Below are 12,282 nucleotides of genomic sequence, written 5' to 3'. Positions count from 1 at the left end.
TTAACGATACATCGTGAAAACGGGTAGCCTATACTTTTACTACTTTGCCGTCTGCCAGAATCTCTTGCTTGATGTTATCGTATGTCACGCGTTTGCCGGTCTGGTAAGCGATGGTCGACATGATGCTGGCAACCGAGTGATTGAAGCCAGCCTTTGCCGGTGCATTCGGCTCCTTGCGGCTCCGTACGCACTCCATCCAGTTACGCATGTGGCGTGAAGTCATCGGGTCAGCTCCGGTATTGGCCGACGTGACCATTTTTTCACCGGTTGTCGGCAGGGTTTGCTCGGTCAGCAGATTGGCTTTCATGCCCATCTCTTTCGCATAACGCTCTTCCAGACCACCTTCCGGCGTAATTTTGTTGGTGTCGAGGTTGATCATACCACCGTTAGAGTAGTACAATTCCTTCGTGCCACCGGCTTCGTTGGTCATCCGTGAGTGATACAACACCTGGAAGCCTTTCGACTTATCATCGTCCGGACCGTAATCGAATACGGCCGTAAAGGTATCCGGGTTTACACGGCCATCTTTCCACAGGTAAATACCACCATTGGCCACTACGCTGCGTGGGTGCTCATAACCGCTGAACCAGTGTACGGTATCAATCTGGTGCGACATCCACTGGCCCGGAATACCTGATGAATACGGGTAGAACAACCGGAATTCTAAATATTTGCGCGGATCCCAGTCGACCATCGGACGGTTCATCAGGAAGCGTTTCCAGTCGGTATCTTCCTTCCGGATTTCCGACACCAGTTTCGGACGGCGCCAGCGGCCCGGCTGGTTAACATCCCATGTCATTTCGACCATGATGATATCGCCGAACTTACCCGACCTGATGAAGTCATTGGCTGCCCAGTAGTTAGGGGTACTCCGGCGCTGCGAACCAACCTGGACAATTTTCTTTGATTTTTCAACGGCTTTCAGCGCTTTGCGGGCGTCTTCCAGCGATTCAGCAAATGGCTTCTCCACATACACGTCGCGGCCTGCTTCAACGGCTTCAGCACAGTGCAGGGCGTGCTGGAAGTCAGCCGTCGAGATAATCACCGCATCAACGTCTTTACGGTCGTATAGTTCTTCGTTGTTACGGCACTGTACAAAATTATCACTTGCCCAGCCTTTGCCTTTCAGGAATGAGGCGGCTTCTTCGCGGCGGCGGCTCCAGATGTCTGATACGGCAACAAACTCGAAATTCAGGTCTTTGCTGTGGCTGGCAAAGCTAGGAGCCAGCGCACTGCGGAAACGGTCTGAGAAACCAACTACGCCTACTCGTACGCGCTCGTTCGCTCCCAGAATACGGGCGTAGCTACTGGCAGAAAAGCTCATGCCTAAGCCTGCCAGTGCCGATTTTTTGATAAAATCTCTGCGGTTTTCCATGGTTAATCGTATTTAACGAATGAATAATGTTAAAGGGTTGGTAAATAAGGTAATGAAAACTGTAGAATGAGTAATGTACAATGGATCATGAAACGCACTCATTGTACATTACTCATTATCGGTTTATTCAGACTATAGGGTCCGGATCTTAATGTTGCGGAAATACACCCGGTCGCCGTGATCCTGTAGGAGGATATGACCTTTAGGGGCTTCACCGAACGGGCCGTGCGAATTATAGGACGGGGCTGCGTACTTACTCATGCCGACAAGTTTGCGGAATGCTTCGCTGCCCCGCTCGTATTCAACCGTTTTATGGCCGTTCAGCCAGTGTTCTACGTGGGTACCTTTCACGATAACACGGCCCTGGTTCCAGTCGCCGATGGGCTTCACTACCTTGTCTTTCACGGCCGGAATCAGGTCATACAGCGAGCCAATGGTCCGGTTGCCATCGCGGCCCATTTTGGCGTCAGGGTGTTTCGCATCGTCGAGCACCTGAAATTCGAGGCCATAGGCAGATCCTGACGGCTTTGGTGAGTATTCCGGCACAAAATATTTGACACCGCTGTTGGCGCCTTCGGTCAGTTTGAACTCAAACATCAGGTCGAAGTTGGTAAACTCATCGTTGGTGACGATGTCGCCCGCGTTTTGTGATTCGCGTCCGTCTTTACCGGCAATAGTCAGCGAGCCATCCTCGATAGTCCAGCCCGCTTCGGGGAATTTGTCTTTATAAGCCCCGCGCCAGCCGTTCGTCGTTTTACCGTCGAAGAGCAACCGCCAGCCTTCTTTTTTCTCTTTTGTCGTCAATGTATTCGGTGCCTGAGGCGTTTCCGCCGCCACCAGCACCGCCAGCAACATGCCGGTCAGGATGAAAGACTTCATAATAAATGAGTGATTTGTGATTAAGTGATTGAGTGAAGGTCTGAGCGCATAGCTCCGTAACAATTTACTCAAGCGCCCAATCACTCATTCACAATTGTTAAAGTGGGTGATTTAAGGTTTTGGTAATGTATTCCTTGTTGATTTCGGCGCACTGGAGCGGTGTTTTGTCTTTTTCGGGGACACCGTCAAGCTCAACCACGCCCCAGCCTTTGAACTTGATGTCGTCGAGGGCTTTGAAGACGGCCGGTACGTTGACGTTGCCGCGGCCGAGTTCCACAAACTTGTAGGCCTTCGGATTATCAGGTTTATCGGGCAGGGGCGACATCGTATCTTTGAGGTGAAGCGAGTGGATCATGTCCTTGTATTGCTTCACCGCCTTTTCGGGTTCGCCGCCACCTTGTTTGTAATGAGCAATGTCGAGCAGGAGCTTCACGTATTTCGGATTCATGTTCTGCACAATGATATCCACCTCTTCCGGGGTTTCGCCCCATTGATTCATGTGGTTGTGATACACTGCCTGAACGCCCAGATCGGCCGTCTGTTTCCCGATTTCGTTCATCACCTGCGCGAGTTTTTTCAGCTCGTCAGGTGTCGGGGCTACCCCCCCTTTGCGGAGACTGTTGGTCATCTGGAAAGCTGAGCCACCCAGTGCTTTCACAAAACTGGCATGGGCCACGTGCATATCGATGGTACTCTGCAATTTGGCCGGATCTACTTCGACGTTGCCACTCGAAAACATGGCCAGTGTCAGTTTGTACTCATCCAGCAACGCTTTGAGTTCCGAAGGTTTGTTACGGTAGGGACCAAACGTATTGGCCCGCAACTGAATGCCTTTGTAGCCAAGGGAGGCCAGGTCTTTTATAGCCTGATCGTCTTTACCACCCCAGGTAATGGCGGAATAAGCGATTTTGAGGTCGCTTTTCCTGAGCGAGCCGGCTAATAAATCCGCGCTGATGGATGCGGTGAGGGCAGCTCCGCCAAATAGTTGAAGAAACCGGCGTCTGTTTACAGAGTCCTGCATAACTATGTCTTGAATTAAACACAACCGCCGTTGACGGGCGTCAGCGCAGGTGTGTCAGCGAACGAAAATGCTTAGATTGGTTTGTCTGGAAAAGAAGCCCGAAGTGCATTCATACTCAGTTTGTCAGGAAAATGCCGTAAAAAGAAACGCCCCGGAAACCACTGGTTTCCGGGGCGTTAATCGTATTAGCTATATTACAAACGGGTTAGTAACCTGTATTTTGAGCAAAAACGGATTTCCCGTCAGACCCTTTGGCACTACGGTCGATCTGTGTTTGCGGAATCGGGCGCAGCACGTGGAAGTCTTTGATATTGACGGCTGCCTGTGGATTGTACAGTTTTACGCGTTCAACCAGCTTGCCCCACCGCTTCAGGTCAATCCAGCGGGATTGCTCACCGGCCAGTTCACGGGCGCGTTCTTCCATGATCAGGTCCAGTGTTGCAGTCGTCACCAACATGTTGTCTTTTTTGCCTGGCCAGCCGGCGCGGTAACGAACAGCGTTAATTGCCGTAACGGCATCGGCGGTTGCACCCGCACCCACAGACGCTTCTGCCAGCATCAGGTAAACATCGGCTAAACGGAACACAAAATAATCCCGGCTACCAGCTTCATAAGTAAGGTCAGGACGTTTTGTGTCAAAGAATTTTGTCAGCGTCGGGAAGAGGGCTTCGTTATACTGACTAGGTACCAGTACCTGATATTTTTTAGCTGCCCGCTGCGCTTTGGTCCATTCAACACCCGGAATGAAGATAGCCGTGTCACCTGCGGCAAAGGTCACCCGTGTTTTTGAATCATCGAATGCCGCTGAGTTGTACGAACCAGGATTATTGCTCAGCCATGTATCACGAAACGTCTTTTTGTAACGCGAATCGTTTACGCGATCTGCAAACACGGTATTTAACAAGTAAGCCGTCGGACGGAGGCGCTTAAACGGACGGCCATAGAAAACGTCCCGCTTCATACCTGGCTGTACGTCATACTGCATACCAAAGAATAAGTGCAGGTTGTTGCCACCGTTTACAGAGCCGGTATTGTTGGTCAGGTTCGTCAGCGGGTCAGAGGTATACTGTACCGCAAAAACGACTTCACTGTTGAGCTGGTTGTTTTCGTCAAAGACACTGGCAAAGTCGTCAAGCAATTTATACCCGTAATTGGTTGTTACCGATTTACACAAGGCTGCTGCCTTACTGAAATCGTCAGAAGCTTTTGAGGTTGAATAAGCCTTAGCGAGGTATACTTTTGCCAGCAATGTCTCGGCTGCCGGCTTTGTTGCACGACCGTAATCTGTTGACTGAGCTTTGGCTTCCAGATCAGTAATAGCCTCGTTCAGGTCTTTGATAATGGCAGCATACATTTCAGCTTCAGAAGCACGCTTTGTATCCTTGGTAGGTACCAGTGTTTCGGTAAGCCGAAGATCAACCCCACCCCACTGCATCAGGAGCAGGTAGTAATAGTGAGCCCGCAAAAACTTCGCTTCAGCAACACGGATTTTCTTGGTCGCGTCTGCTACACCGGCTACGTTCGGAGCGCGTCCGATAATAGCATTGCAGGTATTGATGCCCCGGTACAGCTCATCCCAGGTGTTGATGAGGTAGTCTACAGTCGGGTTAAGCTGGCCGTCGTAAAAATGGAATCCTTTGTAGCCACCGTCAGCACCGGTTGCGTATATGTCGGTACCATACTCGGTCATGGTCAGGCCCTGCTGCGTACCATAATAATAACGCAGGGTCGAATAGGCTGCATTCAGGGCGTCATTAAAGCCCTTTGTTGTATTGATATAATCATTGCCGATGCCGGAGACTACTTCTTCCTTCAGGACATCCTTGCACGATTGGCTGGCCAGCAACAGCGTTGCCAGACCAAATATTTTAAGGGATTTTGAGATATGATTAAGTTTCATTGGATTCTGTACGTTTAATGTGTTGTCTCTTACACGGAGTCAGTTTTTAGAAGCGTGCATTAAGACCAACAGTGAACACGGTTGTTGCCGGCGTTACACCCGTACCACCTGCTGATAAGCCGGTTGTTTCAGGGTCGACACCATTGTACTTGCTCCGGTATTTAGCCCAGATGAACGGCTGCTGAATGCTTGAATACAGACGCAGTGATTCCATATGAAGCTTCTGAGCAATGGCTGGTGTAAACGTATAGCCAAAGTTGATATTCCGCAGTTTGACGAACGTACCATCGAAGTAGAGCAGGGTTGTGTTGTACACCGGGAACTCCTGATTACTCTTCGGACGCGGGAACTCGTTTGTCGGGTTGTTTGGTGTCCAGTAGTCTACTTTGATTTGCTGATAACGGCCGGCTAGCGCGTTGTTGTTGCGGTGGAATTCGCTCCGGATAATATTACCGACACGGGCAAAGAAGAAGAACGACAGGTCAAAACCTTTGTAAGAGAAACGGTTGGTAATACCAGTACTGAACTGCGGAACGTCTGATCCGATAATGACACGGTCATCGGCATTGATTTTACTATCGTTGTTGGTGTCCTGCACTTTGATCTGACCTACTTCGCTGGCATAGGATTTTGCCTTGTCAGCTTCTTCAGTTTGCCAGATACCCACTTTCTTATAGTCGAAAATAGTGCTCAGCGGGCGACCAATAAACCAGCCGTTACCTAAGTCATCTACTTTACCGTTGTAAAGCGACAGGATAGCCTCGGTGTTCTTCGTAAACTGGAAGTCTGTGTTCCACTTGAAGCCGGAAGGCGAGTTGATGTTATAGGTCGTAAAGCCTAATTCGATACCACGGTTACGGGTCTCACCCACGTTACGGGTTACTGCACCAAAACCAATGGAGCCAGGCAGCTGATCGGCTAACAGGAGGGCTGTTGTGTTGGTTTGATACAATTCCAGTGAGCCTTGCAGGCGGCCTCTCCAGAAGCTGAAGTCGAGACCGATGTTCGATGTAGCAGACGTTTCCCAACGAAGGTCAGGGTTACCGATTGTGTTAGGACGGAAACCGAAAGCAGCTGTTGTGTTCCATGCATAGGCCGTACGGGATAACAAACCCTGCGTCTGATAAGGTGATACCGCCTGGTTACCTACTACCCCGTAACCGGCACGCAGTTTTAACAGGTCAATCCACGGAACGGCTTTCAGAAACGGTTCGTTACTGACGTTCCAGCCCAAAGCGACCCCCGGGAAGTTACCGTATTTGGTGTTTTCACCGAACCGGCTTGATCCGTCACGACGGATCGTTGCGGTAATCAGGTACTTATCGTTGAAGTCATAGTTGACACGGGCCATGTACGAGTTGATCGTCCATTGCGTTAGTGAACTGGCTGTACCCAGTACCGAGCTGGCAGCGCCCATGTTGTAGAACTGCTGGGTTTCAGCCGGCACGCCCTGTACATCGGTGCGGTATACATCGTAGTTGTCACGCTGGATTGAGTGCAATAGCGTAACGTTCAGATTATGAACGCCTTTGAAGGTCTTTGTGTAATTTACAATGTTCTCCAGTGTCCAGTTGAAGCCCCAGCGGTTTTCGTTAGTGGCCTGCGGATCCCCGAATTTACGTGCATTGGTAGCCGCACCGATAAAGCGGCCCCAGCGTGACAGCGTAAAGTCTGGCCCAAAGTTAACACGGTATTTCAGGCCATCCAGTATTTTAACTTCCGCAAAAAGACTGTTGAACATCCGGTACCGCTTTGTTTCATCAACTTGAGCACCAGGTATAATTTCATACAGCGGGTTAGTCAGTAGGGCGTCATTAGTTGGCGAGAAGATAAGGTTGCCTTTATCATCATACGGCACTGCCAATGGGTTTTGCTGGATGGAAAAGCCATACGGGTTCAGGTTCTCACCATTCCGCAGGCTATACATCATATAGGATGAAAGACCTACCTTCAGTGCTTTATTTACCTGATGGTCGATGTTTGCCCGCAGTGAATAACGGGTAAAATCCAGACCATCCGAGATCCCTTTATCCTGGAAATAACCGGCCGAAATATAGAACTGTGTTTTCTCAGTACCACCCTGAACACCGATTGAGTGGTTTTGCATGACACCATTTTTCAGGATCAGGCTTTGCCAGTCAGTGCTGGTTCCGTTGGCAATACCTTTAGCAACGGCAGGGTCACCGCCTAATACCGCTACTTTGGCATCGGCTACCGGATCGGCTACACCTGTCGGAACGGCATTGCCATTAGCATCTTTATAGCCACCGGTAGCGCGGTATGATTCGCGGACAAACTCAGCAAACTCTGAACCGTTGAACAGGTTTACTTTGTCAAGTGGTTTAGAAATCCCCACGTAAGTATCATAACTAACGGTTGTTTTGCCTTTCTGAGCACCCCGCTTCGTTGTAATCAGTACGACACCGTTAGCACCCCGTGCCCCGTAGATGGCCGTAGCGGTCGCATCTTTCAGGACTTCCATAGAGGCTACATCATTTGGGTTCATGTCTTCATACCCTGCCGAGAGCGGAATACCGTCCACTACATAAAGCGGGTCATTACTGGCACTGAATGAACGGCGGCCACGAATCAGGATTTTCGGAACAGTACCTGGTTTTGAACCGGTCTGGGTCACGTCTACCCCGGCAGCACGGCCCTGCAGGGCCTGACCAAGGTTTGTAATCGGCATTTCCTGGATTTCCTTTGCACCTACTGAGGTGATTGCACCGGTTGTCTGGCTTTTCTTCTGTGTACCGTAACCAACCACCACGACTTCGTTCAGCGCGCGGGTATCAGTCTGTAGTTTAACGTCGACGGAAGCGCGGTTACCCAGCGTTATTTCCTGCGAGATAAAGCCAACGGACGAAATGACGATAACGACATTGCCTGCCGGTACAGACAGGCGGTAAGTACCTGATGCGTCCGTTGTTGTTCCGCGCGTAGTACCTTTCACGGCTACGTTTACGCCCGGTAGCGGGGCATTGTCATCGGAAGAGGTAACCTTGCCCGTGATGGTACGTTCCTGCTGCGGGTTTTGAACGGTGGAAGTAAGCCGGGGCATTGCTGCCAGAACCGGTGCGGTCAGAAGCAGACCGGCTGCCATGCACATGGCTGTCAGGCGCAGAGACTGCGCACCCGACCGATGCTTAGATCGGAGAGCGTGTTTCATGAGAAATTAAGATAAGAATTAGGTTGGTAAATGTTTATTTATTGTTAGTCAAGTTTCGCTACAGCGAGCCCGGAACGGGTAATTGTCACCTTTCCATCGTTGACGACAATGGTTTCTCCAGGCTTAAGGGAAAATGATTCTTTTTTAGTTGGCAGAAACGCATCCAGTTGACCTGTAACCAGGGTAACCCGTGTGTCGGAATTACAGTCAGAAACCCTGAACGTTGTACTACACGACGAAAGAGTCAGTGTAGACAGGTGCACGCGGAATTGCTGATCCGGCGCCTTAAAGGCACAGCGGGCAATTTCAAAATCAGCTTCGCCGGTCAACCAGACCGCTTTGGGATTTTCGTCGGTCCATTGGTTAGCGTAGCGCAGCTGGCTGTTTGGGTGAAGCTTCACTCTTGAGCCATCGGGAAGGCGGACAGTTTGATTCTCTGTTACTTGCGTACGGATTGTGAGAAGGGGTGGATTCCATTGTATCCAGAGTGCCCATCCGACAAAAAGAACAATGCCAATAAGCGCTGCAACAGTACGAATGAAGTACCACCACGCAATGACATTCTGAATATTGGGTTGTAAAGTTTTTACATCATCTATTTCCTGTAGTGAAACACGTATACGTCGCCAAAGGGTAGAAATATCTTCACCAGCCAGCTGATCTTCCGGTAAAGGAGCCGAAAACGTCAGAATCAGTTGCCGGGCATCTTCTACCGTTTGATAACATTCAGGATGCCTTACTAACCAGTTATTCCAGAAGCTGACGACCTCTGCGTCGGAAGGATGCTTCACCCAACGAACAAACAGGTCGTCGAGGGCTAGCTCTTCGGCAGAATAGGTAGCGTATGGCTTCATGAACTAAATCGATCAGAGGTTAGATATACCGATAAAGCACGAACCTGTACGAAATCTACTTATTTTTAGACCTTTCCAGGATGGCAAAATTAACGTTTAAATACATATTATTGACATATTCGACGATTTTTTTAGCCTTTTTCTATTTTTTTTTGATCAAAATGGTGAAAAAAAAGTAGTCTACTTTTCGGCAGACTACTTTAGTATAAACAAAGTAAAATATGGCTACTTTTTTTCCGGGAAAAGGACAAACTTGATAAAGTTGCTGTTAAAATAGTGCTTAGCTGCATTTTTAGTACTCTCCGGAGTAACTTTATTCAGCACTTCTGTCTCATGCAATACTTCAGATAAATCATCCCCATTGAAATATTGATTCGTAAGATAATCCAACCAGAAATCGTTGTCTTTCAACTGAAGTTCAGTGTCACGCATACTTTCTGCCTTAAACTTAGCAATGTCTTTCGGATCGGCACCGTTTTTCTTCAGGTCATCGATAAGTTCAAGGGTTTTATTAACAAGCTTGTCAACATTTTCCGGTGCACAGCCAAAACCAATCCTGAAGCTGTACCGTTCTGCCGGATATTTGCTGTAGGAGCCACTGGCACTTACACCGTAAACCCCGCTTTCCTCTTCCCGTAATTTTTCAAGGAGTTTGATTTCAAGGACTTCGGCAAGTGCATCAACCTGCGTAGCATTTTCGGGGGTCCAGGAAAAATTTCCGGTATATACGAGCTGGACATTGCTCTTAGGATCAATGCCTTTATAAACCGTTTTACTGATCTGACCCTCCGGTGCGCGGATGCCGAGGTCTTTAAATGACTCATGCGTGCTGCCGGCCGGTAATCCTCCGATATACTTCTCAATCAGAGGCCGGATCTTTTTTTCATCGAAACTGCCGACAAAGAAAAAGGTAAAGTCGCTGGCGTCAGCAAAACGTTCCTGATAGATTTTCAGTGCCTTATCAAGGTCAATCTGATCGAGATCCTGCGGTTGGAGCGGGTACCGACGCGGATTATGATTGCCCAAGGTTACCTCTACTGTATCCTGAAATACCTTGTTCGGCGTTGGGGTTGCCAGTTGATTAGCCAGCAAGCCACGCTGGTTTGATAAGAAGCCTTTGACAACATCAGGGTCTTTGCGTGGTTGCGTGAAGTAGCTGTGTAATAGCTCGAGCGCCGTTGGCAGATCCTTAGGGGAGGCCAATCCGTTCATACCTTCATCGAGTTCGCTGATGTATGGATAAATAATTAAGGATTTACCGGCCAGAAACTTGCCCAGCTGAATCTGATTGAATTCACCGGTACCACCCTGCGAGATCAGGGTCGAAGCAAACCGGGCGTTCTGCAAATCGTTCAGGTCATAGAGAGACGTTCCGCCTTTACTGATGGCCGAAAACAGAATCTGGTCGTTCTTGAAATTGGTTGGCTTCAGAACAACTTTAATGCCGTTTTTTAAGGTCCACTCGGTGACACCAATGTCTGCTATTTTTTTCTCGCTGGTTACCGGCGAGGGAGTAGGGGCTTTGGCTAGTAAAGGCTTATTGACGGTCTGGTCAACATAGGCCGTCAGGTTTTGACCGGTGTTGTTGATATACGAAAGTATCTGATCCGTTGTCGGGAGCTTGTCTTTGTCTTTCTCCGGTGCCATTACGATTACCGCACGGTTGGTGTCGGCAATGAACTGATTCACCAGTGCGTTGACTTCCGGCAAGGTTATGCCGTTCAGGTTCTTTTTAACAAACTCGTAGTAGTAAGCGATTCCGGTCGAAGACTGTCCGTTAAGAAAATGCTGAACATACTGTCCTACAAGTGTCGAGGAGCGGGTTTTGTTCTGCTCTTTATAATCTTGTTCCACGCCGTTGAGTAATTCCTGCTTTGCACGTGATAACTCAGTAGCGGTAAAACCGAATTTCTGTACCCGTGCGTTCTCGTTCAAAACAGCCTTGATTGCCCGTTCAACATCTGTAGCATCTTTAGGAACCGCGACCGACGTAAAGGCGTCAAGATTTCCCAGAAAGCTACCATAACTGCTGAATCCAAATGCAAACGGAGGATCAGCCTGTTGTTTCACCTCTTCGGTCCGGTTGCCCAACATCGCATTGAACAGGCTTCTTTTCAGGCTTTCCCTCAAATCGTTAAGCGTTCTCTCCTTAATTTCAGGCCGCTTCGTAATCACCTGCACAACCGTATTAGGTTGCTCAGGATCAGTCAGGATAACGACTTTGGTATCCGGATGCGGAGCGATTGAGTATTCTGTTCTTGGTCTGGGAGACGTAACGGCAGGAATCCGGCCGAATTTCTCCTTAATGATGTTGTCGACCTTAGCGATGTCGAAATCCCCGACAGCAATTACTGCCATCAGGTCCGGGCGATACCAGTCTTTGTAGAACTGTTGTAATACCTCCGGCTTGAAGTTTTTGATAATATCTTCTTTGCCTATTGGTAACCGGTTAGCGTACTGTGAATTATTAAGGATAAGGGGGAAATATTTGTCCCGCATCCGCTGCTGGGCTCCGCGTCCCAGGCGCCATTCTTCCAGGATAACGCCTCGTTCCTTATCAATTTCAACCGGATCAAGGGTGATGTTATGAGCCCAGTCTTCCAGAATCTGAAAGGCCCGTTCGAATAGCCGGACCGAATCAGTCGGTACCGGAAGCTGGTAAACCGTTTCGTCAAAACTGGTATAGGCATTTAAATCTGCTCCAAACCGTACGCCTGAAGTCTGAAGGAAGCTGACGAGCTCATTTTTAGGGAAATTCTTTGTGCCATTAAAAGCCATGTGTTCCATAAAGTGAGCTAAGCCCAGCTGAGCGTCGGATTCGAGCACCGAACCGGCCTTAATCACCAGCCGTAGCTCTGCCCGGTTTTTAGGCTCAGTATTTTTCCGGATGTAGTAGGTGAGGCCGTTGGGTAGTTTCCCGGTTTTAACCTGAGGGTCAAATGGAATAGGCTTATTTAGATTGGTGGAAACCGGTGGCAAAGCAGCGGCAGGCTTCTTAGGAACGGATTGTGCCTGTAAAAAAACGGCAGTACAACCCAGACAGACTGATAAGAATAGTGCTTTCATTAAGCGGATGGGAAAAGA

The 12,282-nt window shown here is 49.1% G+C and carries 7 protein-coding genes; all 7 read right to left on the bottom strand.

Translation table 11 applies throughout. The features are described 5' to 3' along the window. Window positions 1–28 precede the first annotated feature (28 nt). Window positions 29–1,375 carry a Gfo/Idh/MocA family protein gene (locus tag BLX24_RS12415; protein WP_071503458.1) on the bottom strand — a complete coding sequence of 449 codons (1,347 nt, stop codon included), beginning with the start codon at window positions 1,373–1,375 and terminating at the stop codon, window positions 29–31. Window positions 1,376–1,507: 132 nt separating this feature from the next. Next, entirely contained in the window at window positions 1,508–2,254 is a 747-nt protein-coding gene (locus BLX24_RS12410; protein ID WP_071503457.1) for a 3-keto-disaccharide hydrolase, read from the bottom strand. 97 nt (window positions 2,255–2,351) lie between these two features. Next, on the bottom strand, window positions 2,352–3,275 hold the full coding sequence (locus BLX24_RS12405) for a sugar phosphate isomerase/epimerase family protein (RefSeq protein WP_071503456.1): 924 nt from the start codon (window positions 3,273–3,275) through the stop codon (window positions 2,352–2,354). 205 nt (window positions 3,276–3,480) lie between these two features. Further along, complete coding sequence (locus tag BLX24_RS12400) at window positions 3,481–5,175, bottom strand: RagB/SusD family nutrient uptake outer membrane protein (RefSeq protein WP_071503455.1); 1,695 nt, start codon at window positions 5,173–5,175, stop codon at window positions 3,481–3,483. A gap of 46 nt (window positions 5,176–5,221) precedes the next feature. Beyond that, window positions 5,222–8,236 (bottom strand): SusC/RagA family TonB-linked outer membrane protein, encoded by a 3,015-nt coding sequence (locus BLX24_RS12395; protein WP_071503581.1) that lies wholly within the window; start codon window positions 8,234–8,236, stop codon window positions 5,222–5,224. Between the two features lie 152 nt (window positions 8,237–8,388). Continuing rightward, window positions 8,389–9,198 carry a FecR family protein gene (locus BLX24_RS12390; RefSeq protein ID WP_071503454.1) on the bottom strand — a complete coding sequence of 270 codons (810 nt, stop codon included), beginning with the start codon at window positions 9,196–9,198 and terminating at the stop codon, window positions 8,389–8,391. A 225-nt stretch (window positions 9,199–9,423) separates the two neighbouring features. Further along, a complete protein-coding gene (locus tag BLX24_RS12385) occupies window positions 9,424–12,264 on the bottom strand; it encodes a M16 family metallopeptidase (RefSeq protein WP_071503453.1) in 2,841 nt (946 codons plus the stop codon). Between the last annotated feature and the right edge of the window lie 18 nt (window positions 12,265–12,282).

Source organism: Arsenicibacter rosenii (assembly GCF_001870735.1).
GTDB lineage: Bacteria > Bacteroidota > Bacteroidia > Cytophagales > Spirosomataceae > Arsenicibacter > Arsenicibacter rosenii.
The sequence above is the reverse complement of the archived record's forward strand: the minus strand, read 5'-3'. Positions and strand labels throughout refer to the sequence as shown.

What these genes read in the sequence shown, in the direction of transcription:
- BLX24_RS12415 (WP_071503458.1), bottom strand. Translation starts at nt 1,375, where the DNA reads ATGGAAAACCGCAGAGATTTTATCAAAAAATCGGCACTGGCAGGCTTA.
- BLX24_RS12410 (WP_071503457.1), bottom strand. Translation starts at nt 2,254, where the DNA reads ATGAAGTCTTTCATCCTGACCGGCATGTTGCTGGCGGTGCTGGTGGCG.
- BLX24_RS12405 (WP_071503456.1), bottom strand. Translation starts at nt 3,275, where the DNA reads ATGCAGGACTCTGTAAACAGACGCCGGTTTCTTCAACTATTTGGCGGA.
- BLX24_RS12400 (WP_071503455.1), bottom strand. Translation starts at nt 5,175, where the DNA reads ATGAAACTTAATCATATCTCAAAATCCCTTAAAATATTTGGTCTGGCA.
- BLX24_RS12395 (WP_071503581.1), bottom strand. Translation starts at nt 8,236, where the DNA reads ATGCCCCGGCTTACTTCCACCGTTCAAAACCCGCAGCAGGAACGTACC.
- BLX24_RS12390 (WP_071503454.1), bottom strand. Translation starts at nt 9,198, where the DNA reads ATGAAGCCATACGCTACCTATTCTGCCGAAGAGCTAGCCCTCGACGAC.
- BLX24_RS12385 (WP_071503453.1), bottom strand. Translation starts at nt 12,264, where the DNA reads ATGAAAGCACTATTCTTATCAGTCTGTCTGGGTTGTACTGCCGTTTTT.